At 73.4% G+C, this 23,342-nt stretch carries 25 protein-coding genes; 10 read left to right on the top strand and 15 right to left on the bottom strand.

The features are described 5' to 3' along the window. From CWIS_RS10935 to CWIS_RS10910, 6 genes are all read right to left on the bottom strand, one after another. Window positions 1-408: prevent-host-death protein (locus CWIS_RS10935; protein ID WP_048343317.1), on the bottom strand; the 408-nt coding region annotated here is incomplete at its 3' end. 132 nt (window positions 409-540) lie between these two features. Continuing rightward, window positions 541-1,464: a sucrase ferredoxin gene (locus tag CWIS_RS10930; RefSeq protein ID WP_082156397.1), complete on the bottom strand. Its 924-nt coding sequence runs from the start codon at window positions 1,462-1,464 to the stop codon at window positions 541-543. Beyond that, the gene (locus CWIS_RS10925; protein WP_197080826.1) at window positions 1,461-2,702 is read right to left on the bottom strand and encodes a cupin domain-containing protein; all 1,242 of its coding nucleotides are present in this window, start codon (window positions 2,700-2,702) and stop codon (window positions 1,461-1,463) included. The genes CWIS_RS10930 and CWIS_RS10925 overlap by 4 nt, the downstream gene beginning before the upstream one ends. After that, a complete protein-coding gene (locus CWIS_RS10920; RefSeq protein WP_048343316.1) occupies window positions 2,702-2,947 on the bottom strand; it encodes a hypothetical protein in 246 nt (81 codons plus the stop codon). Before CWIS_RS10920 ends, CWIS_RS10925 begins: the two co-directional genes overlap by 1 nt. Window positions 2,948-3,046: 99 nt before the next feature. Then, a complete protein-coding gene (locus CWIS_RS10915; protein ID WP_048343315.1) occupies window positions 3,047-4,162 on the bottom strand; it encodes a cell wall metabolism sensor histidine kinase WalK in 1,116 nt (371 codons plus the stop codon). Then, entirely contained in the window at window positions 4,159-4,878 is a 720-nt protein-coding gene (locus tag CWIS_RS10910; RefSeq protein ID WP_048343314.1) for a response regulator transcription factor, read from the bottom strand. The genes CWIS_RS10915 and CWIS_RS10910 overlap by 4 nt, the downstream gene beginning before the upstream one ends. Before the next feature lie 126 nt (window positions 4,879-5,004). On the opposite strand from CWIS_RS10910, the gene CWIS_RS10905 reads away from it, so the two are divergent. From CWIS_RS10905 to CWIS_RS10885, 5 genes are all read left to right on the top strand, one after another. Further along, entirely contained in the window at window positions 5,005-5,298 is a 294-nt protein-coding gene (locus CWIS_RS10905) for a glutaredoxin family protein (protein WP_048343313.1), read from the top strand. Next, a complete protein-coding gene (locus CWIS_RS10900) occupies window positions 5,298-6,290 on the top strand; it encodes a cytochrome c biogenesis CcdA family protein (RefSeq protein WP_048343312.1) in 993 nt (330 codons plus the stop codon). The genes CWIS_RS10905 and CWIS_RS10900 overlap by 1 nt, the downstream gene beginning before the upstream one ends. After that, window positions 6,287-6,907 carry a peroxiredoxin gene (locus CWIS_RS10895; RefSeq protein WP_048343311.1) on the top strand — a complete coding sequence of 207 codons (621 nt, stop codon included), beginning with the start codon at window positions 6,287-6,289 and terminating at the stop codon, window positions 6,905-6,907. Before CWIS_RS10900 ends, CWIS_RS10895 begins: the two co-directional genes overlap by 4 nt. A 37-nt stretch (window positions 6,908-6,944) precedes the next feature. Next, window positions 6,945-7,553: a DUF305 domain-containing protein gene (locus CWIS_RS10890; RefSeq protein ID WP_048343310.1), complete on the top strand. Its 609-nt coding sequence runs from the start codon at window positions 6,945-6,947 to the stop codon at window positions 7,551-7,553. Window positions 7,554-7,743: 190 nt separating this feature from the next. Continuing rightward, window positions 7,744-8,421, top strand: a complete 678-nt coding sequence (locus tag CWIS_RS10885; protein ID WP_231583792.1) for a DUF6803 family protein — start codon at window positions 7,744-7,746, stop codon at window positions 8,419-8,421. Between the two features lie 55 nt (window positions 8,422-8,476). Here the strand turns inward: CWIS_RS10885 and CWIS_RS10880 are convergent, their stop codons facing one another. The 8 genes from CWIS_RS10880 to CWIS_RS10845 form a co-directional block, all read right to left on the bottom strand. Beyond that, complete coding sequence (locus CWIS_RS10880; protein WP_048343309.1) at window positions 8,477-9,064, bottom strand: TetR/AcrR family transcriptional regulator; 588 nt, start codon at window positions 9,062-9,064, stop codon at window positions 8,477-8,479. A 1-nt stretch (window position 9,065) separates the two neighbouring features. Then, window positions 9,066-9,659, bottom strand: coding sequence for a sugar O-acetyltransferase (locus tag CWIS_RS10875; protein WP_156186628.1), 594 nt, complete (start codon window positions 9,657-9,659; stop codon window positions 9,066-9,068). A gap of 53 nt (window positions 9,660-9,712) precedes the next feature. Beyond that, window positions 9,713-10,189: a GtrA family protein gene (locus CWIS_RS10870; RefSeq protein ID WP_053071678.1), complete on the bottom strand. Its 477-nt coding sequence runs from the start codon at window positions 10,187-10,189 to the stop codon at window positions 9,713-9,715. Window positions 10,190-10,401: 212 nt separating this feature from the next. Further along, window positions 10,402-11,649, bottom strand: coding sequence for a hypothetical protein (locus CWIS_RS10865; protein WP_053071677.1), 1,248 nt, complete (start codon window positions 11,647-11,649; stop codon window positions 10,402-10,404). Window positions 11,650-11,788: 139 nt separating this feature from the next. Continuing rightward, the gene (locus CWIS_RS10860; protein WP_048343307.1) at window positions 11,789-14,065 is read right to left on the bottom strand and encodes an FtsX-like permease family protein; all 2,277 of its coding nucleotides are present in this window, start codon (window positions 14,063-14,065) and stop codon (window positions 11,789-11,791) included. Continuing rightward, the gene (locus tag CWIS_RS10855) at window positions 14,062-14,784 is read right to left on the bottom strand and encodes an ABC transporter ATP-binding protein (RefSeq protein ID WP_229747312.1); all 723 of its coding nucleotides are present in this window, start codon (window positions 14,782-14,784) and stop codon (window positions 14,062-14,064) included. Before CWIS_RS10855 ends, CWIS_RS10860 begins: the two co-directional genes overlap by 4 nt. Before the next feature lie 53 nt (window positions 14,785-14,837). Beyond that, window positions 14,838-15,359 carry a PadR family transcriptional regulator gene (locus tag CWIS_RS10850; RefSeq protein ID WP_048343306.1) on the bottom strand — a complete coding sequence of 174 codons (522 nt, stop codon included), beginning with the start codon at window positions 15,357-15,359 and terminating at the stop codon, window positions 14,838-14,840. Window positions 15,360-15,436: 77 nt separating this feature from the next. Further along, window positions 15,437-16,615, bottom strand: coding sequence for an ROK family protein (locus tag CWIS_RS10845; protein ID WP_048343305.1), 1,179 nt, complete (start codon window positions 16,613-16,615; stop codon window positions 15,437-15,439). A 231-nt stretch (window positions 16,616-16,846) separates the two neighbouring features. On the opposite strand from CWIS_RS10845, the gene CWIS_RS10840 reads away from it, so the two are divergent. From CWIS_RS10840 to CWIS_RS10820, 5 genes are all read left to right on the top strand, one after another. Further along, window positions 16,847-18,328: a sugar ABC transporter ATP-binding protein gene (locus CWIS_RS10840; RefSeq protein ID WP_369796554.1), complete on the top strand. Its 1,482-nt coding sequence runs from the start codon at window positions 16,847-16,849 to the stop codon at window positions 18,326-18,328. Then, complete coding sequence (locus tag CWIS_RS10835) at window positions 18,325-19,374, top strand: ABC transporter permease (RefSeq protein ID WP_048343304.1); 1,050 nt, start codon at window positions 18,325-18,327, stop codon at window positions 19,372-19,374. Before CWIS_RS10840 ends, CWIS_RS10835 begins: the two co-directional genes overlap by 4 nt. 78 nt (window positions 19,375-19,452) lie before the next feature. Then, window positions 19,453-20,505, top strand: a complete 1,053-nt coding sequence (locus CWIS_RS10830) for a substrate-binding domain-containing protein (RefSeq protein WP_048343303.1) — start codon at window positions 19,453-19,455, stop codon at window positions 20,503-20,505. A 99-nt stretch (window positions 20,506-20,604) separates the two neighbouring features. Then, complete coding sequence (locus tag CWIS_RS10825) at window positions 20,605-21,759, top strand: Gfo/Idh/MocA family protein (RefSeq protein ID WP_048343340.1); 1,155 nt, start codon at window positions 20,605-20,607, stop codon at window positions 21,757-21,759. Between the two features lie 2 nt (window positions 21,760-21,761). Continuing rightward, window positions 21,762-22,763 carry a sugar phosphate isomerase/epimerase gene (locus tag CWIS_RS10820; protein ID WP_048343302.1) on the top strand — a complete coding sequence of 334 codons (1,002 nt, stop codon included), beginning with the start codon at window positions 21,762-21,764 and terminating at the stop codon, window positions 22,761-22,763. Here CWIS_RS10820 and CWIS_RS10815 read toward each other — a convergent pair. After that, window positions 22,750-23,229: a class I SAM-dependent methyltransferase gene (locus tag CWIS_RS10815; RefSeq protein WP_053071676.1), complete on the bottom strand. Its 480-nt coding sequence runs from the start codon at window positions 23,227-23,229 to the stop codon at window positions 22,750-22,752. The two genes, CWIS_RS10820 and CWIS_RS10815, sit on opposite strands and share 14 nt — an antisense overlap. Window positions 23,230-23,342 lie beyond the last annotated feature (113 nt).

Raw genomic sequence — 23,342 nt, 5'->3', positions numbered from 1 at the left:
GGCGTCCCCCACGAGCCACTCGCGGAGGTCGTCGTCGTCGGACAGTGCGACCAGCTGGACGAACTGCCAGTTCGCCGCGTGGTTGGGTGCGCTGGAGAGGTGATCGTTGAAGTCCTCGGCGTACTCGCGCACAGCGACGAGCAGGTCCTCGATCGCCTCTTCCACCGTGCTTCCCGACGCCGAGATCGGGCGGCCCACGAGGAACGCGGACCAACCGCCGGCCTCTGCCACGAGGTGCGCGTCAGCGTCGACGAGATCGGCGAGGGCAGACCGGAGTCGCTCACCGTCGACGACCGCGAAGTGGACGCGGTCGCGGACGATCGTCGTCGCCCGGCCTTCCTCGGCGGCGTCCAGGACGTCCTTGAACCGTGCCCGCGCTTCGGTCGCGGGCAGCTCGAGCACAGACACAGCGGCTCCCGGTTGAAGATGGTGGTCGCGGTGGCGACGATGTACGCCGTGTACGTTCTGTACAACGTCCCGAAACGTACCCGCGTTCCGCCGGGAACGCCACCCCCGTCGTCCTGCACTGGCGGCATGCCGTCACCCTTCGCCCGTGCCGTTCGAGCTCACGACGCGACGCCGACCGCTGGGGTCGACGATGTCTGTGAGGGTCCACTGGTGGACCGGGAGGGGGCGGGTTGCTGCGCAGGTGGAGAGCAGGGGGTCTGACTGCGTCTCGACGAGGCGCACCGTGATCGGTCCGTCGGGGGTGCTCAGCTGCACCGACCAGCCGTCGGCGGTGCGGTGCTCGTGGAGCGGGGGGTAGGCGTCGAGGGAGTCGTCGCCGAGATCGGCGCGGGCGAAGTGCTGCGCGGCCTGGACCGGGTGGGAGTAGGCGCTGCGGCCGCGCAGGAACCGGGGGTCGATGCGCCCGGCCAGGTAGGCGTCGACGATGGCCACCGCGTCCCCGTCGTCGGCCCAGCCGTAGTACAGGCCGTGGGGGAGCAGCACCATCGTGCCGGCGAACCGGTCTCCGCCCAGGTGCGAGCACTCCCAGGTCTCCTCGGGGTAGGCCGCGGCGAGGCGCGCGGCGACGACGCGCCCGCGCACCGCGCAGCACTGGTCGTGGCGGCCGTGCGCGCAGACGGCGAGCACCGGGCGGTCGGACGGGGTGCCCGCAGACCCGTCGAGGGGGACGTCCAGCAGCTCGCGTTCGTCGTCGACCCGCCCCCAGCGCACCGACTCCCGGCCCGGGCGGGAGTCGACCAACGCCCACCGCGTCCCCTCCTGGGTCACGCGGCGCCCGGGCCGCCGGATGGCGAGCGGCCGGATGCCGGCACCCTCGATCCGGTGGACGAGCGCGCGGCCCAGCGTGGGGTCGAACGGCGGGTCCAGCAGGGCGTGCCGGCCCCACCCCGCCTGGTTCTCGACGAGGAACCAGCGGTCGCCGTGCGAGCCGGTGGCCACGAGCGAGTCCTGGCGTGCGCGGGCGCCGTCGCTGCACGGCACCCACGCGTCGTTCACTGCGACGTCACCACCACGCCCTCGCGCAGCAGGCGCCGCACGACGACGAGCGCGCTCGCCCGGTCGAGTCCGGGCAGCGACCCGACGGCGACCGGGTCGCCCGTGCGCAGGGTCTGCAACGCGCGCGACGCCTCGGCGGGCAGCGACAGGACGACGCCTCCCGCGGTCAGCCGCACCTTGTCGTCGGCGGTCTCGAGGCGACCCCCCAGGCCCTCGCGCCAGCGGACGCGCGTGTGCTCGGACAGGGAGGCGATGGCGCTCAACGTGGCCAGCGGCCCGACGGGTGCGGGACGCGTGTCCCGGCCGAACCGTGCGCCGAGCCGCCCGGCCGCCAGGCCGGCGGGGTCCGGGGCGCTCGTCAATGCCGTGACCAGCGCCTCCACGGTCTCCTGCACGATCGGCCGGAGCTCGTCGGCGTCGGACACGTCGATCCCCAGCGGCAGGGAGGTGCGCAGCGCGGGCGTGTCGCCGATGACGCGCAGCAGGGTGTCGACGACGTCGGCCCGCGTGTAGGCGGCCATGCCGACGGTCAGGTGGATCGACGTGTCGCCGAGCGCCGTCGCCGAGTGGATCCACCCGCGCGGCAGGTAGAGGGCGTCGCCGGGACGCAGCACCCGGTCGATCACGGGCTCGCCCGCAGCCGCCGCAGCGACCGCCGCGCGGTGGTCCGTCCACACCTGGCCCTTGAGCGGGTCCGGGTGTACCGGCGCGTGGATCACCCAGTGCTTCTCGCCGGAGACCTGCAGGACGAACACGTCGTGCGTGTCGTAGTGCGGCGAGAAGCCCTGCGACGACGGCGGCGTCACGTACGCGTTGACCTGGGCCGGGTGGCCGAGCTCGCCGACGAGCGCACGCGTGAAGTCGACGAGCGGGGGCCACATCCGGTGCAGGCCCTGCAGCACGATCGTCGCGCCGGCCGCGAACTCGGCCAGCACCTTGTCGCTCGACACCTGGTCGGACACCTCGGCGCCGAACCCGCCCGACGAGGTGAACCGCTCCGCGGCCAGCACGCTGCCCTCATGGGCGAGCCGGATGAACGGCGTGCGCAGCCCTCGTCGGCCCACGAGCTCGTCGACCGCGTCCGGCGAGAGCAGGTCGTGGAAGTCGTCGTGCTCCGGGGACAGCAGCGGCGCGCGGCCCCAGTGCTCGCGCGCGAACTGCTCGGCCGGGACGGCGATGCAGCGCGAGAGCGCGGACCGGGTGACCGGTCCGCGCTCCGTCAGGGCGTCCTGCGCCACTACGCCGAGCCGTCCGCCCCGCCGTCGTGCCCGCCGGGGTCGGCGCCGCCGTCGGCCGGGCCTTCGCCCGCGGAGCCGTCCGCTCCGCCGTCGTGCCCGCCCGGGTTGGCGCCGCCGTCGGCCGGGCCTTCGCCCGCGGAGCCGTCGGCTCCGCCGTCGTGCCCGCCGGGGTTGGCGCCGCCGTCCGCCACGCCTTCCCCTGCGGGTGCCGGCTCGCTGGTGATGTCGTCGTCCTTGATGCCCACTGGACTCTCCCCTCGTCTGCCGCCGTGCAGCGGCGTTGCCGCCTCGGCGAGCGTATCCACGCCCCGGCGGACGCGCCGGGTGAGCGTCGAGGTCGCCCGTCAGGAGGCGGCGGGAAGGCTGACGACGAAGACCGCGCCACGCCCCGGGCCTGGGCTGCTGGCGAGGATCGTGCCGCCGTGCGCCTCGGTGAGGGCCTTGCTGATGGCCAGCCCGATCCCGGAGCCGCCGCTGTCCCGGTCGCGCGCGACGTCCGCGCGGTAGAAGCGCTCGAACACGTGCGGAAGGTGCTCCGCGGCGATGCCGTCCCCGGTGTCCGAGACCGCGAACGTCACGGCACCGCCCTGGCGGCCCGCGAGGACGCTGACCGAGCCGCCGGGCGGCGTGTGCCGCAGGGCGTTGGTCACGAGGTTGTCCAGCACCTGCGCCATGCGGTGCCGGTCGACGCTGACCGCCGGCACGCCCGGGTCGACGTGCGCTCGCAGCTCGACCCCGGCATCGGCGGCGCGTTCGGCAGCCGCCTGGACGGCCGCGTGGACGAGCTGCTCGGGCGGCGCGAGCTCCAGGTCGAGCACGACGTCGCCGGCTTCGGCGTGCGTGACGGCCGACAGGTCGTGCGAGAGCCGGGTCAGCCTGTCGGCCTGGTCCCGCAGCACAGCGACGGTCGTCTCGTCCATGGGTCGCACGCCGTCCTCGACCGCCTCGAGGTACCCGGCGATCGTCGCGATCGGCGTCCGCACCTCGTGGGCCAGGTCCGCCAGGAGCCGTTCCCGCAGCCGTTGCGCGTCCTCGAGCCGGTCCGCCATGGCGTTGAAGGACCCGGCCAGCTGGTCGAACTCCGCGCCGAGCCCCGACGACGGCACCCGGACCCCGTACGTGCCTGCCCCGAGGGCCGCGGCGGCGGTGGAGACGGCGCCCAGCGATGCGGCGATGCGCCGCGCGAGCACCACGCTCACGCCGGCCGACGCGAGTGCGGCCGCCGCGAACGCCAGGGTCGCGGCCGTGCTCGTCGCGGACCGGAACGCCTCTTCGGCGTGCAGCACCGCGGCGTCGTTGTCGTCGAGCCCGGCCTCCACCATGTGCTGGTGGAAGAGCCTGGGCCCGACGAGCGCGCCGACGACCCAGGCGGTGACCGCGGCGGTCGCCAGGACGATCAGCAGCGCCAGGAGCAGCCGAGGCGCGAGCCCGACCTGATGCCGGCGGCCGGACGGGCTCACGACCCGGTGCCGATGCGGTAGCCGACTCCTCGCACGGTCCGCACGAAGCGCTGCTCCTGGGCGGTGTCGCCGAGCTTCTGGCGCACGTGCAGCACGTGGACGTCGACGAGGTGGTCGTCGCCCACCCAGCCGGTGCCCCACACCGCGTCGATGAGCGCCCGGCGCGACAGCACCGAACCCGGGCGGACGGCCAACGCGGCCAGCAGGTCGAACTCCGTGCGCGTGAGAGGGACGAGCTCGCCGTCGACGTGCGCCTCACGGCCGTCCACGTCGAGCTGCAGCGACCCGATCTCGAGCGCGGGTGCCGACGCGACCACACCGTTGCTCGCCGCGCGCCGTGGCCTGCGCATGAGGACGGCGACGCGTGCCATGAGCTCGCGCGGGCTGAACGGCTTCGTCATGTAGTCGTCCGCACCCACCGACAGCCCGATGAGCGTGTCGACCTCCTCGGACCGTGCGGTCAGCATCACGACGTAGCAGTCGGAGAAGGTCCGCAGCTGTCGGCAGACCTCCACCCCGTCGATACCGGGGAGGCCGAGGTCGAGGATCACCACGTCGGGGTCGACGTCGCGCAGCACGTCGATCGCCGCGCCACCGTGGTGGCAGAGCGTCACGTCGAAGCCGTCGCGCTCGAGGTAGGAGCCGATGAGGCCGGCCAGCGCCTGCTCGTCGTCGACGACGACCGCACGCCGCCCGGCCGCCGGGGTCTGTCTCATCCGCCCATTCTCCGCATGTCCGGGGGTCGTTCCGGAGTCTTCACCGAACCTTGATCGAACCACGAGCGGGCGTGCCGGGCTCCGGGCCGAGGCTGCTGGGTACCGGAGCTGACCCAGGAGGCTGCCATGCGCGACCGTGCCCGACCGAGTGCTCAGATCACGGTGGTCGAGGCCTCGGCCTGCCATCTGTGCGACGAGGCCAAGGCGACGTTGGCCGAGCTGTCGAAGGACCACCCCATCGTGGTGGAGATCGTCGACGCGACCTCCCCTGACGGGCGCGCGCTCGTGGCCAGGCACCGCCCGGCGCTGGCGCCGCTCGTGCTGCTGGACGGCGAGTTCTTCTCGTCGGGACGGCTGCCGCGTCGCAAGCTCGAGCGCACGCTCACGGCGCTGGGCGCGCGCGTGCCGGCGGTGCACTGATGGGCACCGAGCTCCTGGCGACGGGCAGCATCCTCGCGGCGTTCCTCGCCGGCGGGGTCGCGTTGTTCGCACCCTGCTGCATCGTCTTCCTCGCGCCCTCGTACCTCGCGGGCGCGGTGAAGAACGCTCGGTGGCGCCTGCTGCCGCTGACGTTCGTCTTCGCCGCCGGTCTGGCCGTCATCCTGGTGCCGATCACGCTGGGCGTGAGCGTGCTCGCGGGCGCGATCGCGCAATACCACGCGCCTCTGTACTGGGCCGGTGGCGTGCTGATGCTCGCGCTGGCCGGGCTGGCGCTGTCGGGACGCATGTGGTCACTGCCCTCGTTCGTGCGGTCGCCGGACACCACGCGCGGTGACACCGCGAGCTTCTTCGCGCTCGGGGTGTTCTCCGGCATCGCGTCGTCGTGCTGCGCGCCGGTGCTCGCCGGGGTGATGACCCTCTCGGCGCTGTCCGGCTCCACCGGGGGCGGCCTGGTCCTCGGGCTGGCCTACGTGTTCGGGATGGTCTTCCCGCTCTTCGTCATGGCGTTGCTCTGGGACAAGGCGCGGCTCGGGGACCGCCGGCTCGTGCGCGCCAAGGTGGTGCGCCTGTCCGTCGCAGGTCGCACCCTGGTGACGAACAGCCTGAACGTCGCGGTCGCGATCGGGTTCGCCCTGATGGGCGTCGCGGTCATCGCGCTCGCGTGGCGCAAGGACATGAGCGGCGGCACCCCGATCCAGGACGCTGCGAGCCGCACGCTCACCACGGTCTTCGGCCGGGTGCAGGACTGGCTCTCACCGGTGCCGGAGCCGGTGCTCGCGATCGCGCTGTTCGCGGTCGCCGGCGCCTTCGTGTGGGCGACCCTCACCGACCGCGGGACGCGCGCCACGGCCGTCGACGGGGGAGACCTGGGCGACCCGGACGACCAGGACGTCCACCCCGCCGACCGCTCGGCGGCCCCCGTCTGCCACCACGAGCCCGCCTCCGCCACCAGCCAAGGAGCACCGTCATGACCTCCGGCACCGCCGTCCGTCGCCAGCGCGAGAGCACCCTCGACGCCGTCCGCGCCCAGCAGTCCGCCGACGCGCGACACCACCGCCGGCGCACGCGGACCGTCTGGGGCTTGGCCGTCCTCGTCGTCGGCGTGCTCGTGACCGCGGGCCTGATGTCCGCACGTCCCACGGTCTCCGACGACGTGCGCGTCGCACCCGGCTTCACGCTGCCCGCCTCGGACGGGTCGACAGTCTCCCTGGCGGACTTCCGCGGCGGACCGGTCGTCCTGTACTTCAACGAGGGCGCCGGGTGCGACGCCTGCCTCACGCAGATGGGCGCGATCGAGAAGGACGCGCGGTTCGCCGAGGCGGGGATCACGGTCCTGCCGATCGTGATGAACACGGCCGAGCAGATCAACGCCGACCGCGAGCGCCTCGGGGTGCAGGCCCCGTTCCTGATCGACGACGGCACCGTCTCCGACGCGTACGGCACCCTCGGCACCGGCATGCACGAGGGCCTGCCGGGTCACGGCTTCGTGCTCGTCGACGCCGACGGGAACCAGGTCTGGCAGGGCGACTACCCGTCGATGTGGCTCGCACCCGATGACCTGCTCGACGAGGTCACCAGCCGTCTGTGAACCATCACCCACCCGCACACCATCCGAGGAGAAGACGATGTCCCGACGCCTGGCGGCCGCGGCGGCCGTTCTGACCCTGACCGTGACGCTGACGGCGTGCGCGACGAGCGACGCCGGTGGTGCGCTCTCCCCGGACCGGGTGACGACCGTCTCGTCGCAGGCCGCGAGCACCACGCGCAACGCCGCGGACGCGCAGTTCGCGCAGATGATGATCGTGCACCACGAGGGCGCGATCGAGATGGCCGAGCTCGCGATCGACGCCGCCTCCACGGCCGAGGTGAAGGCGCTCGGGGAGCGGATCGCCGCCGCCCAGCAGCCCGAGATCGACCAGATGACGGCGTGGCTCCGGGCCTGGGGTGAGCCCGGACCGCCCGACATGAGCCACGCCGGGATGGACCATCGCGGGATGGACATGGACGGCATGGACCAGGCCGGCGCGGTGACCGACCTCGAGCGGCAGTCGGGGGTCGGGTTCGACCGGCGGTTCCTCAAGCTGATGATCGCGCACCACGCGGGTGCGATCGAGATGTCGGAGGCGGAGCTCGCGCGCGGTCGGAATGCCGACGCGCTCGCTCTCGCCCGCACGATCATCGACGCCCAGACCGCCGAGATCGCGGAGATGACCAACCTGCTGGGCGGGCTCTGACGGTGACGGGACCGTCGGCCGACCGGGTGACGAAGGGGTGCCGTAGGTCGTTCGTCCCCCGGCGCTGGGCGACGGCGCCCGCAGGACGAGCCTTGATCGAACCTTCATCAGATCTCAGGCGAACCGATCCGGGCGTGCAGAACGGTGGTCCTGCGCCGGACGGTCCGGCGATGTCACGGAGGAGCCCCGCATGGTCGCCACCGACACCACCACCCGTCCCCGCACCCCACGTACGCCCGACACGGTCGTCGGCGGCCGCACCCTGCGCCTCGCGGTCGTCGCGGCGCTCAGCCTGCTCGTCGTGGTCGTCGCGCTGGCGCTCCCCGCCTGGCCGGCGGGTCAGGACATGGGCGGCACGCACTACATGGGTCTGCTCGCGGCGAACCAGCCGTGGAACCTGCTCCTGTTCATGGCGGTCCCGGTCATCTGCGCGGAGACGATCGCGGTGACCGAGCTCGTGATCCTGTTCAGCCCCGCCCGCGCCGGCCGTGCCGTGCGCGCGGCGAACCGCTACGCCGGGCTGATCGCCGGGTTCTACTTCCTGGGGGTCTTCGTCTACCTCATGAAGCACGCGGTCATCCCGCTGACCGCGGACGGTGGCTGGCGTGGCCCGGCCGACGTCATCGCCGTCAGCTTCTACCTGCTCGGCCTGGTCCCGCTGTACGGGATCAGCCTGATGGAGACGCGGGTCGTCGGAGCCGGCTGGGACCAGCAGCGCTGGCTCAAGCTGCACGCGACGTTCGTCGGTGTGTTCTTGGTGGTGGCGCACGTCGCGATGATCGTCGGCATGCTCGACCCGACCGTGCTGGGCTGGGACCCGACCCACACGATGGACGACGGGTCCCTCATGGACGGCATGTCGCACTGAGCCCCACGGCGCAGCACCAGCGGCGGTAGTGCAGCGTGGTGCGGTACTCGGTCGGTCAGGTCGGCGTCGGCGGGGTGCCAGCCAGAGGGCGCGTCACGAGGTGGACCGCGCGGCGGACCTCGTCGGGGTCGTGCGCCTCGGTGTCCAGGGCGCGGTGGATCGTCAGGCCCTCGATCAGCGCGTCGAGCAGCCGTGCCGTCGCGGGGTCGAAGTGCCGCTCGAGCGCGTGCCGGCTGCGCGCCATCCACGCGTGCGTGAGCTCCCGGTAGCCGGGGTCGCGTGCGGCGAGCGTGTACAGCTCGTGCGTCAGGACGAGCTCGCGGGGGTCGACGAGGACGTCGGAGGTGATGAGGTCGACCACGGCTCGTCGTGCCTCGTCGGCGTCCGTGGCCCGCGCCAGGTGATCCTCGAACCGGTCGCTGACGTGCCGCGCGAACCGTCCGAACGCCTCGCGCAGCAGCTCGTCGGTCCCGGCGAAGTGGTACGTCATCGACCCGAGGGAGACGTCGGCGGCGGCCGCGATGCGCCGGTTGGACGCCCCCGCGACGCCGACCTCGCCGATGACCGCGAGGCACGCGTCGATGATGCGGGCGCGGCGGTCCGGGTCGAACCGGCGCCGTCGCCGGTCCGGTGGGTTCGTCACGTCAGCCCTGATCCGTGATCTCGCGGACCACGCGCGCGGGGTTGCCGACCGCGACGACGTTCGCCGGGAGGTCGCGCGTGACCACGGCCCCCGCGCCGACGACGGTGTTGTCGCCGATCGTCACGCCGGGGCAGACGATCACGCCGCCACCGAGCCACACGTTGTCGCCGATGGTGATGGGCTTGGCGGCCTCGAGCTTGTCCTTGCGCGGCTGCGGCGCGACGGGGTGCGTCGGCGTGAGCAGCTGCACGTTCGGGCCGATCTGGCAGTCCTCGCCGATCGTGATGGTCGCGACGTCGAGCGCCGTCAGGTTGTAGTTGGCGAACGTGCGCGCCCCGATGTGGAGGTTCTCGCCGTAGTCCACGAACAGCGGCGGCTTGACGTACGCGCCCTCGCCGAGCGAGCCGAGCAGTGCGACGAGGTGCTCGCGCGCGTCCGGGTCGCCGACGACCTCGGCGCGGTGGTACGCGTCGGAGAGGCGCAGCGCCTCGCGCGCGATGCGCTCGCTGTCGGGGTCGTCGGCGATGTAGAGGTCCCCGGCGAGCATGCGCTCGCGGTTGGTGCGTGGGTCGTCGGCGAAGTAGTCGTGGGTCACGGAGCCCATGCTAGGTGTTGATATGCACATCTGTACACATCGACGGACGCGAGTCACCGCATGCGCAGGGAAGCGACGCGAACGGCGCCGCCGCGCGCCGGCCCCGTGAGCGCACGCCGCAGCACGAGGAAGTTGACGACACCCATCAGCGCGTTCACCGCGTAGACCAGGACGACCCCGCTGAGCCGGTCCGCCTCGGGGGCCAGGTGCCGCCACACGTCGAGCGTGAGCGTGCTCATCGCGAGCCCGACCACCGCTGTGATCGCCCCGACCGTCTGCCCCTGCTGCCACGACGCCGTCCCGGTCGCGCGGAACGTGAACCGGCGGTGCAGCGAGCTGGCCAGGACGGTCGAGGCCGCCGTGGCGGCGAGGTGGGAGACCTGCGCGGGCCACCGGTAGGCGGTCCCGAGCGAGAGCGCGACGACGCCGTACAGCAGCGCGGCGGACGCGCCGGTGGCGCCGAACCGCATCACGGCACCCGCGCGACCTGACCGGCGCGCGGTGGCGGCGGCCGGGGCGGCCGTGGGCATGCGATCTCCTCCGTCGACGACGCGACGCCGCCCATTGACTCACGTGCGCGAGGACGACGACGAGGGCCGATGGTCCCGCACGGAGCGCGCGGGCCGCACCGTCATTCAGGACGCTCCGGTGCGACGCTGTCCGGTGCAGGACGATGAGCGTGCTCGACGAACACGAACCCGAGAGAGCTCGCCCACTGATGCCGGTGGTGCCGTGTCGGTTACTAGCGGTCGAGGCGGAAGGGCTGGGTGACGTAGACGCCGACGTCGGACGCCGAGGCGAACGAGGGAGCGGACGTGGCTTCGTTGCCGCGCGTCTGGTCGTACTTGCCGCCCGAGACCTCGGTGCCGTGGTTGGTCTCCAGGCGTGGCAGCGACGTGGCGCGCTTGAAGGCGGGCTTGGTGTTCTGGCCGAGGTGCCGCCCGCCCGTCGGGTCGGCGGACGTCAGGAAGGCCTGAGAGTGCCGCTGGACGTAGGTCTTCTCGTCGTCGGACAGCGTCGCGAACAGACCCTCGACGCGGGCCTTGGCCTCGTTGCGCCGCGTCTCCCAGGTCGCGATCGCGGCCGGGCCCGCTTTGAGGGTGTCGGTCGAGACGAGCCTGGCGACCTCCCCGGGCGCGATCGAGCCGACGACGTAGGCGCCGAGGGCGACGGTGACGGCCTGGCGGGACACCTTCGCGGTGTCGGGATCCTGCAGGACGCGCGCGCACGCCTCGCGCACCAGGTCGTGCGCGGCGCTCTGGCCGGACTGGCTGATCCCGGAGCCGGAGTGGCCGGCCGGCTCGCCGTCGGGTGCGGACAGGATCGTCAGGGCGGTGTCGGTGCGGAACCCGTCGGCCGCGCCCAGCAGGAAGTCGAGCACGCTCTTGTCGACGATCGCACCCTGCAGCGCCTGCAGCGGAGCGGTGTTGGCCGTGGCCGGGAGCTGCGCGGTGCCGTCGCCCTGGTCGTCGGCGTTGCGGAAGAACGTGAAGGTGTCGGTGGTGACCGCTGCCTCGTGGTACCCCGAGCTCACGCCGACCGTCGTCGGGTTCGAGCGGAACCGGAAGTCCTCACTGGTCGTGTGCGCGTCGGGCTTGAAGCCGCCGGAGGCTCGCTGGCTCAGCGTGAGCGTGCGGTCGGTGGTGGCGTACCGCGTGCCGCTGGTCATGTCGAAGCGGCTGGCCTTCGACCGCCGGTGCTTGCGCACGCCCCCCGAGAAGTGCTTCCTCGAGGTCCGCTTGGTGCGTGCGCGGCGGATGATCGGCAGCGGCTCGGGCGGCGCGGCGGCCGACGGCGTGCGGTCGGTGTAGCGGCGCAGGACCCCGAGCCCGCCGGGCGTCGCCGGTGCCGGGGCGCTCGTGGCGCCCGCGGACAGGGGGAGCGGGGCGGGGAGCAGCGGCGCCTTCGGGCTCGGCTCCGACGAGCGTCGTGGGACGGGCAGCGCGGACGCGGCGGCCTGCGCGCGCGCCCTGACGTGCTGCCGATCCATCCGTGCCCTCCGGGCTGTCGACTCGCGGGACCGGCCCAGCCTGACCGCCGGGCGTGCCCCGCGGCATCCGTAGCCGGTACGGAAGTCACCATGACGACCTGCCCGTGAGCGCCCCCAGCACGCTCACGGGCAGGGTGCGTCACTCGCCCTGCAGGCCCGCGGGGCGCGTGACCCGCCCGAGCAGCGGCAGGAGCGCCGCCGTCGCGAGAAGGACCACGGCGGCGGCCCCGCCCGCGGTGACGCCGATCCCCGCGAGGTCCAGGCTCACCGGCAGGTCGGCGCCGGCCTGCAGGATCACGGCCAGGCCGCTGCCGACGACGACCGCGAGCGCGAGCCCGACGACCACGGGCACCGCGACCTGGAACAGCACCGAGAGCCCCAGCACGCGGCGGCGGACGCCGAACGCGGCGAGGACCGCGAGCGGGCGTCGGCGTTCGCGCAGCTGCTCGGCCGTGGTGACCAGCAGGTTCGCGCCGACGACCGCGAGCAGCGCGACCGTGCCCAGCATCAGCCCCTGACGGATGCCCGTGACCATCGAGCTGGTCGCCTCGGGGTCGTTGATGATGACGGTGGCCGTCGGGTCGATCTGCGCGATCGCGGTCTGCAGGTGCGCGGTCACGTCGGGCGTGGCGCGGTCGAGCGCGATCGTCACGATCGCGTTGTCGTAGTCGCCGGACGGCACGACGACCGCGTCGCCGAGCGCCTGCGGCGTGACGAACAGCCAGGGCGCGCTGTCCGGGTACTCGGGCGCGACGGTGGCCACGTCCGCGGGCAGGGACCAGGTCGACGCGCCCGAGCCGGGCGCGCCCAGCACGTACGTGGTGCCCGGTGCGGGCGCCTGGGCGTCGGGAGGTGCGACGAGCATGACGTCGCCGTCGGTGCAGGCGGTCGCACCGGTCGTGTCCGTGAAGGAGGCACAGCTGCCGACGACGAGGGCGATCGGCTCGCCGCCGTCGACGGGGTCCGCCGACGTCATGACGCGCGTCTCGATGCCCTGCACGCCCTCGATGCCGGCGAGCGCGGACGCCCAGTGGGAACCGTCCGAGCCCGGGAGGTCGTCGTACACGACGGCCTCGAACCGCCCGTCCTCGGAACCCGGGGTCCCCGTCTCGCTGCCGAGCAACCCGTGCACCGCGACGAGCGAGGCGACCGAGACGACGACCGCGGACACCGCCCGGACGGCCGTGCCGCTCTCGTGCTGCAGACGACGCAGCGCGAGGTCCCACGAGAGCGCCCCGGGTCGCAGCCGGCGCACGGTGACGTCGAGCAGCCAGGGGAGCAGGAGCGCGACGCCGACGAGGAGCAGCACCATCCCGAGCAGCACGAGACCCTGGGAGTCCCCGAAGGAGCCGGTCCCGCCGCTGAGCAGCGGCGTCAGCATGAGCGCGAGCCCGACGACCGGGACCGCGACGCGCCACCACAGGTGCCGGTGGACGACCGTGCTGCGCCGGACGACGCCGAGCGGCTCGACGATGACGTGCTTGAGCGCGGACCGCGTGACGAGCACGGACGCGACGGGGACGAGGACGGCCACCAGCGCGGCGAGCACCGGCACGGGCCGCAGGTCGGCGCCGTGGAAGGTCAGCGACGACGGGACCAGCGGCGGGACCACCGCGCGCAGCGCCAGGAACAGCAACCCGCCGACGAGCAGGCCGCCGACCGCTCCGACGAGGGTCTCGCCCGCGGCGATGCGTCCCGTGGTCGCAGCGTCGGCGCCCGCGAGGCGGACGGCGGCGAGACGACGGTCGCGCGCCTCGCCGCCGAACCGCACAGCGGTCGCGATGAAGCCGGCGACGGGGACGAGCAGGCCGGTCAGTCCGACGAGCGCCATGAGCATCGTCGTCGCGTCCGCCCCGTCGTCGCGCACGGCGCGTCCGAAGTCGCTGATGCGCTGCGCGTTGTCGCCGGTGAGCTGGTCCGTGCCCACGTAGACGCGCAGCTCCTGCGGCCCGACGAGGCCCTCGGGTGCGATCGTCCCCACCACCCGGTCGCCCCAGCGCCCGTCGAGGAGCTCGCCCTCGGGCGAGTCCAGGACGCGCTGCAGCGCGGGCGACATCAGCGCCTCGCCGGGCGCGAGGACGCGGTCGACGCCGGGTGGCAGCGGGGCGTTCGCGCCCTCCGGCTGCACCAGGTAGCCGACGACGAGGTCGGCCGCGACGTCCGAGGCGAACCGCTTGACGAGCAGCGTGTCGTCGCCCGGCTCGACGACCTCGGTGCCGGGGGAGCGGGCGGCATCGCGCTCTGCTCGCGTGTCGAGGATCGTCGGCAACGACGCGACGAGCAGGAGCATCGCCACCCCGATCCCGAGGCCGGTCGCGATGAGTCCGAGCCTGGCCCAGCCGGAGCGGCCGCCGCTCACGCTCATGCGGACGCCGAGCGCGAGGTCGGCCGGCGCGCTGCTGCGACCGGGCGTCATGCGGGCACCTGCTCGCGCACGCGACCGTCGCGCACGACGGCCTCACGGTCGGAGTACGCGGCGACGCGCGCCTCGTGCGTGACGAGCACGACGGCCGCACCGGTGTCCTTGGCCGCGGCGACGAAGAGCTGCATGACGCGCTCGCCGTTGAGGGAGTCGAGCGCGCCCGTGGGCTCGTCGGCGAACACGACGCGGGGCCGGGTGATGAGCGCGCGGGCGACCGCGGCGCGCTGCCCCTGGCCGCCGGAGACCTGCCCGGGTCGCTTGTCGGCGATGTCGGGCACCTCGAGCCGGTCGAGCCACTCGCGCGCGGTGCGGTGCGCGTCGCGGCGCGTGACGCCGGCCAGGCGCAGCGGCAGCGCGACGTTCTCCACGCACGTCAGCTCGGGGACGAGCTGGCCGAACTGGAACACGAACCCGAACTCGGAGCGGCGCAGCGCGCTGCGCTCGGCGTCGGACATCGCGGTGACGTCGCGGCCGTCGAACGCGACCGTCCCGGAGTCCGGTCGCAGGATGCCCGCGAGGCAGTGCAGCAGGGTCGACTTGCCCGAGCCTGAGGGCCCCATGAGCGCGAGGACCTCGCCGCCGTGGACCTCGAGCGAGGCGCCGGCGAGCGCGGTGGTCGGGCCGAACTCGACGTGCAGGTCGCGAGCGACGAGCAGCGGTCCGGACGACGGGATGACGGCGCCGGGGCCGGTGGTGACTGGTGCGGTGGTCACGAGATCCCCCTGGAGTGGGTGCGGGTTCGAGCGCGTGCTGGTGGTCGGGTGGGCTACGCGCGCACCGAGGCGGCGAGCTGGTCGAGGCGGGCGGCGGTGAGCTCGAGCCAGCGCAGGTCCGCCTCGAGGTGGAACAGGGCGTGGTCGCACACGAGCTGGTCGGCGAGGTCGCCCTCGGCCTTGCGGCGCGTGAGCTCGCGCATGAGGCGCAGGTGCTCGGCGCGCTGCGTGTCCAGGACGTCGGTCGGCTCGTGCCCGGTGAGCAGCGCGAGGACGACCTTCGTGTAGAGCGTGCTCTGCAGGTACGGCTCGGGCTTCTCGGGGCGCGACAGCCACTGCTCGACGTCGCTGACCCCGGCGTCGGTGATGGCGTAGCGCTTGCGGTCCGGGCCGTCGCCAGGCTCGAGCTCCACCTCGACGAGCCCGTTCTTCAGCAGGCGGGCCATCGTGGCGTACACCTGGCCGTACGCGAGCGGGCGGTCGTGGCCGAAGCGCTCGTCGTAGGCGCGCTTGAGGTCGTAGCCGTGCCGAGGCCCGGTCTGCAGGAGCCCGAGGAGGGCGGGTGCGATGCTCACGGGGCGACTATACACACCACGTATACACACTATGTATAGGTGCCCGGACGAGGCAGGCGGCCATCTCTCTGGACGGGTCAGGCGATGAGGGTGTCGATCGCGGCGGCCGAGAGCACGTGCTCGGCCGCCATGGCGCTCGCGCCCAGGACGCCGGCCTCGGCGCCGGTCCGGGTTGCGACGATGCGCAGGTGCTGGGTCGCGAGCGGCAGGGAGCGGCGGTACACGACCTCGCGGATGCCCGCGATGAGGTGCTCGCCGGCCTCGGCCACCTGCCCGCCGACGACGATCACGGACGGGTTGAGCAGGCTCACGCACGCGGCCAGCACGCCGCCGATGCTGCGCCCGGCGTCGCGCACCGCGTGGCTCGCGGTCAGGTCGCCGGCGCGCACGAGGGCGACCACGTCGGCGCTCGTCGTCGCGTCCAGGCCCCGTGCCCGCAGCTCGCCGGCGATCGCCGGACCACTCGCGACGGCCTCGAGGCAGCCGGTGTTGCCGCACCGGCACGGCCGGTCCTGCCCGCCCGGGACCGCGACGTGCCCGAGGTCGCCCGCGGCGCCCTGCGCACCGCGCCGCAGCGCGCCGTCGGAGATGATCCCGGCGCCGATGCCGGTCGCGACCTTGACGTAGAGCAGGTGGTCCACGCCGCGCCACTGCGAGGTGTGCTCACCCAGCGCCATGAGGTTGACGTCGTTGTCCACGAGCACCGGGACGTGCAGGCGGGACCGCAGGAGGCCGGGCACGTCGGCGTCGTCCCAGCCGGGCATGATCGGCGGGTTGATCGGACGGCCGGTCGAGTGCTCGACCGGCCCGGGCAGGCCGACGCCCACGCTCACGAGGTCGCTCTGCGGGCGGCCGGCGGCCACGAGCAGGTCCAGGCCGATCTCGACGACGCGGTCGAGGACCACGGCCGGTCCCGCGCCGATGGAGATCGGCTCGCCGTGCTCGGCCAGCACCGTGCCCGCGAGGTCGGTCACGGCCAGTCGCGCGTGCGTGGCGCCCAGGTCGACCGCCAGGACGACCCGCGCGGCGGGGTTGAACGCGAACGTGGCGGGCGGGCGGCCGCCGGTCGACGACGCCTCACCCGCCGGGCTGACCAGGCCGGACGAGAGGAGCAGGTCGACGCGCGTCGCGATCGTCGAGCGTGACTGGCCGGTCACGGACGCGAGGTCGGACCGGGTCCGGGGCTGCCCGTCGCGCAGGAGCTGGAACAGCTCGCCCGTGCCGCTGGGACGCGGCGCGCGGGTCTGCTCGTCCATGCGCACAGTGAACCACTCCGTTTCAGCAGGTCGGCGGCACGTTCGTCCTGGCGTGCGCGCCTAAGGGCACCGCTTCTGTGGATCGCAATCGTGCAACTCTGATCCGCAATAGGCAACTTTTGCTTGACGCTGAGCAGAAGTGACCCTACGTTCATCCTCATGGTCGACGCAGACCGCCCGATCCCGGGCGCACCGGACGCAGCGCCGCGTCCCGAGGCTCCGCTTCTCGTCATGCGGGGGATCGTCAAGCAGTTCCCCGGCGCCCGCGCGCTCGACGGCGTCGAGCTCGACGTCCGGGCGGGCGAGGTGCACTGCCTGCTCGGCCAGAACGGCGCGGGCAAGTCGACGCTCATCAAGGTGCTCGCGGGCGCGCACCAGCCGGACGCGGGCGAGATCGTCGTCGACGGCGAGGTCGTGACGATCGCGGACCCGGTCGCCGGGCTGCGGCTCGGGATCGCGACGATGTACCAGGAGCTCGACGTGGTCGACGGCCTGTCCGTCGCCGAGAACATCTACCTGGGCCACGAGCTGTCGAGCGGCGGGTTCACGCGGCGCCGGGAGGCGACGCAGCGCACGCGCGAGCTCATGGCCCGGCTGGGTCACTCCTCGATCCCGCCGCACCGCGAGGTGGGGCGGCTGTCCGCGGCGGGCAAGCAGATCGTCAGCATGGCGCGCGCCCTGTCGCACGACGCGCGCGTGATCGTCATGGACGAGCCCTCGGCGGTCCTCGACTCCGAGGAGGTCGCCAACCTCTTCCGCGTGGTGCGGGACCTGACCGCGCAGGGCGTCTCGGTCGTCTACATCTCGCACCGCCTGGAGGAGATCCGGCAGATCGGCGACCGGATCACGGTGCTCAAGGACGGCCGGACCGTCGCCTCGGGCCTGCCCGCGACGACCCCGACGCCCGACCTCATCCGCCTCATGACGGGCCGCACGGTCGAGTACGCGATCCCGCGGCGCGTCCCGGTCGCCGCCGACGCGCCCGTGGTGCTCGACGTCGCCGACCTCGCGCTGCGCGGGGCGTTCGAGAGCGTGTCGTTCTCGGTGCGGGCCGGCGAGGTCGTCGGGCTCGCGGGCCTGGTCGGCTCGGGCCGTTCCGAGATCCTCGAGACCGTGTTCGGCGCACGACGCGCGACGAGCGGGACCGTGCGGGTGGGCGAGAGGCGCGTGCGGACCGGATCGGTCGCCGACGCGGTCGCCGCCGGGATCGGGCTGTGCCCCGAGGAGCGCAAGAGCCAGGGGCTGCTGCTCGACGAGCCGGTCTACCGCAACGTCACGCTCTCGACGTTCACCCGCACCGCGCGCGGCGGCTTCCTGGACGAGAACGCCGAGCGCGAGCAGGCCCGCGCGCAGGTCGAGGCGCTCGAGGTGCGGCCCGCGGACGTGACCCGGCACGCGCGCACGCTGTCCGGCGGCAACCAGCAGAAGATCGTGCTCGCGCGCTGGCTCGTGCACGGCTGCCGCGTGCTGCTCCTCGACGAGCCCACGCGCGGCGTGGACGTCGGCGCGCGCGCCGAGATCTACGCGCTCGTCGCCGAGCTGACCGCGGCAGGGACGGCGGTCGTCGTCGTCTCGAGCGAGATCGAGGAGGTGCTCGGCCTGGCCGACCGCGTCCTCGTCGTCTCCGAAGGGCGGGTGGTCCACACCGGGCCCGCCACCGACATCGACGAGCACCGCGTGCTCGACCTCGTCATGGAAGGAAGTGCCGCATGAGCGAGCACGACGTCGCCGCGAGCGACGCGCCCGCCCCGGGCACCGTGGCGTCGGCCCCGGGATCACAGCCACGGCGGCGCCGCAGCCTGCTGCACGGCCCCGCGGGTCGCAACCTCGGGCTGGTGATCGCGCTCGTGGCGATCTGCCTCGTCGGGATCATCACCGCGGGTGACCGGTTCGCCACGCTCGACAACCTCCTGACGATCCTGCGGCTCGCGTCCGTGCTCGGCGTGCTGTCGATCGGCATGACGTTCGTCATCACGGGCGGCGGCATCGACCTGTCCGTCGGCTCGGTGCTCGGCCTGGCCTCGGTGTGGGCGTCGACGATCGCGACGCAGACCATGGCCGAGGACTCGCACTGGATCGTCATGGTGCTGGTCGCGCTCGGCGTGGGCGTCGGGGCGGGGCTGATCAACGGCGTCCTCGTCGCGTACGGCAAGGTCGTCTCGTTCATCGCGACGCTCGCCATGATGGTCGCCGCGCGCGGCCTGGCCGAGGTGATCGCGAACCGCCGCACGCAGGTGGTGCGGGTGCGCGACTTCCTCGACTTCTTCCGCGCGGACCCGCTCGGCGTGCCGGTGCTCGTGTGGATCTTCGCCGTGGTGTCCGTCGCCGGGTGGGTGCTGCTCAACCGCACCACCTTCGGGCGCCGCACGGTCGCCGTCGGCGGCAACGCCGAGGCAGCGCGTCTCGCGGGCATCAAGGTCCAGCGCCACACCATGTACCTGTTCGCGCTGTCCGGCCTGGCCGCGGGCATCGCCGGCGTCATGATGCTCGGCCGCACCACGGCGGGCAGCTCCACCAACGGCATGCTCTACGAGCTCGACGCGATCGCGGCGGTGGTCGTCGGCGGCACGCTCCTGGCGGGCGGCCGCGGCAGCATCGTCGGCACCGTCCTGGGCGTCCTGATCTTCACGACGCTGACCAACGTGTTCACGCAGAACAACCTGTCGATCTCCGCCCAGTCCGTGTTCAAGGGCGCGATCATCGTCGGCGCCGTGCTGCTGCAGCAGCGGCTCGCCGACCGTTCCCGGGCCGGCACGTAGCCGCCTCGCCACGACCCCAGCTCGCGCCGGCTCCCGCCCGGCGCACCACTCGCGCACCACCGATCAAGGAGGATCGTCATGTCCGCACGTCTGAGCCGGCGCTGGGTCGCCGCCGCCGGGGCGCTGGCCGCCGCGTCGCTGCTCGTGGCCGGCTGCACGTCCAACGAGCCGCAGGAGACCGACGACGCGACCACGCAGGCCGCCGTCGTGCCGGGCGGGGAGAACGACGAGAAGGGCGACACCGTCACGATCGGCTTCTCCGCCCCCGCCGCCGACCACGGCTGGATGGGCTCGATCACCAAGTCCGCGCAGGACCTGGCCAAGCAGTACCCCGACATCGACCTCAAGGTCGCCGACGGCACGAACGACGTGAACCTGCAGATCAGCCAGATCGAGCAGTTCATCAACGACAAGGTCGACGCGATCGTCCTGCTGCCGTTCGACGGCGCCGCGCTGACCGAGGTCGCGATCAAGGCCATGCAGGCGGGCATCGTCGTCGTGAACGTGGACCGCGAGTTCGACGACCCGACCGCGGCGCGCACGACCGTGCTCGGCGACAACTACGGCATGGGCATCAGCGCGGGCCGGTTCATCTGCGAGCAGCTCGGCGGCAAGGCCGACGCGAAGGTCGCGGAGATCGCGGGCATCGACTCGCTGCCGCTCACGCAGGACCGCAGCCAGGGGTTCGCCGACGCGCTCGGCGAGTGCGGGCTCAAGGTCGCCAACCGCGTGGCGGCCGACTTCACCGTGCAGGGCGGCGAGGCCGCCGCGGCGAACCTGCTGCAGGCCGCGCCGAAGCTCGACGCGATCTGGAACCACGACGACGACCAGGGCGTCGGCGTCCTCGCGGCGATCGAGGCCGCGGGCCGCGACGAGTTCTTCATGGTCGGCGGCGCCGGGTCGAAGAACGTCATGGAGGCCATCAAGGCCGACGACACCGTGCTCAAGGCCACGGTCATCTACCCGTCCACGCAGGCGGCCGACGGCATCAAGCTCGCGCGGCTCCTGGTCCAGGGCAAGTCGATGAGCGACCTGGTCGAGGTCGAGGTGCCGCGCACGATCCAGCTGTACGCGCCGGTCGTGACCAAGGAGAACGTCGACCAGTACCTGCCGACGGCCTTCGAGTCCTGACGCTCCCGGTGGGGCGGCCGCACCCGGCCGCCCCACCCCGGCTCCTGAGGAGGACCCGTGACCGCACCGAGCACCGCCCGACCCCGCCTGCGCGTCGGGATGGTCGGCTACGCCTTCATGGGCGTCGCCCACTCGCACGCGTGGCGCACCGCGCCGCGGTTCTTCGACCTGCCGCTCGAGGTCGACATGGCGGTGGTCGCGGGACGCCGTGAGCCGGAGCTGCGCGCCGCCGCCGCGCGCCTCGGCTGGCGCGAGACGACCACCGACTGGCGCACCCTCGTCGCGCGCGACGACGTCGACCTCGTCGACATCTGCACGCCGGGCGACACGCACGAGGAGATCGCACTGGCCGCGCTCGCCGCGGGCAAGCACGTCCTGTGCGAGAAGCCGCTGGCCAACACGGTCGCCCAGGCGGAGGCCATGGCCGCGGCGGCCGCCGCCGCGCCCGGGCAGGTCGCGATGGTCGGCTTCACCTACCGCCGCGTCCCGGCGATCCAGCTCGCGCGCACGCTCGTCGTCGAGGGACGGATCGGCCAGGTGCGGCACGTGCGCGCGCAGTACCTGCAGGACTGGATCGCGGACCCGTCGGTGCCGCTGTCCTGGCGTCTCGACAAGCAGAAGGCAGGCTCGGGTGCGCTGGGCGACATCGGCGCGCACGTCGTCGACCTCGCGCAGTTCATCACGGGCGAGCAGGTCACGGGGGTCAGCGCGATCCTCGAGACGTTCGTCCACGAGCGCCCGGTGGCCGACGAGTTCACGGGCCTGTCCGGCTCGTCGTCGTCCTCCGGCGCGACCGGGCCGGTGACCGTCGACGACGCCGCGGTGTTCCTGGCCCGCATGTCCGGCGGCGGCCTCGCGACGTTCGAGGCCACGCGGTTCGCCTACGGCCGCAAGAACGCGATCCGGCTCGAGATCAACGGCTCGAAGGGCTCGCTCGCGTTCGACTTCGAGGACATGAACGTCCTGCACTACTTCGACGCGAGCGAGCCTGCGGTCACCGCCGGGTTCCGCCGGATCGTCGTGACGGAGCCCGAGCACGCGTACGTCGCCGCGTGGTGGCCCGCGGGCCACGGGCTCGGGTACGAGCACGCGTTCACCCACCAGGCCGTCGACCTGGTCCGCGCGATCGCCGCCGGCGACCACCCGGCCCCGACCTTCGCCGACGGACTGCAGGTGCAGCGCGTCCTGGACGCCGTCGAACGCTCGGCGGCAGCCGACAGCACGTGGACCCCGATCGAGACGCAGGAGGCCTGACGATGACCCGCCCGATCACCCTGTTCACCGGCCAGTGGGCCGACCTGCCGTTCGAGGAGGTGGCGCGCCTCGCGTCCGGCTGGGGCTACGACGGCCTCGAGATCGCCTGCTGGGGCGACCACCTGGACCCGTGGCGCTGGGACGACGACGCGTACGTCGCCGACCGCCTCGCGATCCTGGACCGCTACGGCCTGAAGGTCTGGGCGATCTCGAACCACCTCAAGGGCCAGGCGGTCTGCGACGACCCGATCGACGCGCGGCACCGCGACATCCTGTCCGACCAGGTGTGGGGCGACGGCGACGCCGAGGGCGTCCGGCAGCGCGCCGCGGAGGAGATGAAGCACACCGCGCGCCTCGCGGCGAGGCTGGGCGTGAAGACCGTCGTCGGGTTCACGGGCTCGTCGATCTGGAAGTACGTCGCGATGTTCCCGCCGGCCTCGGCTGCGATGGTCGACGCGGGCTACCAGGACTTCGCCGACCGCTGGAACCCGGTCCTCGACGTGTACGACGAGGTCGGCGTGCGGTTCGCGCACGAGGTCCACCCCTCCGAGATCGCGTACGACTACTGGACGACGCAGCGCACGCTCGAGGCGATCGGCCACCGCGAGGCGTTCGGCCTGAACTGGGACCCCAGCCACTTCATGTGGCAGGACCTCGACCCGGTCGACTTCATCCTCGAGCACCGCGACCGGATCTACCACGTGGACTGCAAGGACGTGAAGCTCCGGCTCGGCAACGGTCGCAACGGGCGGCTCGGCTCGCACCTGCCGTGGGCGGACCTGCGCCGCGGGTGGGACTTCGTCTCGACCGGCCGCGGCGACGTGCCGTGGGAGGCCGCGTTCCGCGCGCTGAACTCCATCGGCTACGACGGCCCGATCTCGGTCGAGTGGGAGGACGCGGGGATGGACCGCCTCGTGGGCGCCCCCGAGGCCCTCGAGTTCGTCCGCCGCAACGCCTTCGACCCGCCGTCGGCGGCGTTCGACGCGGCGTTCAGCTCCCGCTGACCGACCACCGACGGTGTGGGTGGAGAAGGTCACGCCTGGCGCGCGTTTCTCCACCCGCACCGTCGAGGTCGCGCTCGTGCCGCTCGCCCAGGTGCTCGGTGGCGAACCGGGGCGCGGCCGTGACGTCCATGACGAACGCCCCGCCGGGCCGCAGCGCCTCGCGCGTGCGCCGCAGCAGCCCGCCGCGCTGCGCGGGGCTCAGGGCGCAGAAGTCCTCGTAGAGGAGGAGCGCGGCGTCGTGCTCGCGGCCGAGGTCGTCGACGAGGTAGTTCGCGACGCGGAACTCGGCGGGCCGGCCCTCGGCGTCAGCGACGGCGCGCGCGTGCTCGACCGACCGGTGCGAGGCGTCGGGGTCGAGGTGCAGCGCGAGCATCTGGGCCGAGACGTGCGGGTCGTCCCAGAACTCGGGCGTCGTGTAGGCGCTGAACGGGGCAGGACGAGGCGACGACGGCTCGCGCACGGGCACTGGGCTCTCTTCGATCTGATGTCGGGGGCGCCAGGAATGCTGGCACGCAACACCCCGACCGTCGCCCAGATTTGCCCGCTGCCCGCCCGAGCCTGCGGTGGAACCTCGCTCGG

This window comes from Cellulomonas sp. A375-1 (assembly GCF_001040865.1).
GTDB classification, from domain to species: Bacteria; Actinomycetota; Actinomycetes; order Actinomycetales; family Cellulomonadaceae; genus Cellulomonas; species Cellulomonas gelida.
The sequence above is the reverse complement of the archived record's forward strand: the minus strand, read 5'-3'. Positions and strand labels throughout refer to the sequence as shown.

Coding starts and splice junctions, on each gene's coding strand:
- CWIS_RS10845 (WP_048343305.1), bottom strand. CDS start 16,615: ATGGACGAGCAGACCCGCGCGCCGCGTCCCAGCGGCACGGGCGAGCTG.
- CWIS_RS10910 (WP_048343314.1), bottom strand. CDS start 4,878: ATGAGACAGACCCCGGCGGCCGGGCGGCGTGCGGTCGTCGTCGACGAC.
- CWIS_RS10865 (WP_053071677.1), bottom strand. CDS start 11,649: ATGGATCGGCAGCACGTCAGGGCGCGCGCGCAGGCCGCCGCGTCCGCG.
- CWIS_RS10885 (WP_231583792.1), top strand. CDS start 7,744: ATGGTCGCCACCGACACCACCACCCGTCCCCGCACCCCACGTACGCCC.
- CWIS_RS10890 (WP_048343310.1), top strand. CDS start 6,945: ATGTCCCGACGCCTGGCGGCCGCGGCGGCCGTTCTGACCCTGACCGTG.
- CWIS_RS10900 (WP_048343312.1), top strand. CDS start 5,298: ATGGGCACCGAGCTCCTGGCGACGGGCAGCATCCTCGCGGCGTTCCTC.
- CWIS_RS10820 (WP_048343302.1), top strand. CDS start 21,762: ATGACCCGCCCGATCACCCTGTTCACCGGCCAGTGGGCCGACCTGCCG.
- CWIS_RS10895 (WP_048343311.1), top strand. CDS start 6,287: ATGACCTCCGGCACCGCCGTCCGTCGCCAGCGCGAGAGCACCCTCGAC.
- CWIS_RS10835 (WP_048343304.1), top strand. CDS start 18,325: ATGAGCGAGCACGACGTCGCCGCGAGCGACGCGCCCGCCCCGGGCACC.
- CWIS_RS10830 (WP_048343303.1), top strand. CDS start 19,453: ATGTCCGCACGTCTGAGCCGGCGCTGGGTCGCCGCCGCCGGGGCGCTG.
- CWIS_RS10840 (WP_369796554.1), top strand. CDS start 16,847: ATGCGGGGGATCGTCAAGCAGTTCCCCGGCGCCCGCGCGCTCGACGGC.
- CWIS_RS10825 (WP_048343340.1), top strand. CDS start 20,605: ATGGTCGGCTACGCCTTCATGGGCGTCGCCCACTCGCACGCGTGGCGC.
- CWIS_RS10905 (WP_048343313.1), top strand. CDS start 5,005: ATGCGCGACCGTGCCCGACCGAGTGCTCAGATCACGGTGGTCGAGGCC.
- CWIS_RS10870 (WP_053071678.1), bottom strand. CDS start 10,189: ATGCCCACGGCCGCCCCGGCCGCCGCCACCGCGCGCCGGTCAGGTCGC.
- CWIS_RS10860 (WP_048343307.1), bottom strand. CDS start 14,065: ATGACGCCCGGTCGCAGCAGCGCGCCGGCCGACCTCGCGCTCGGCGTC.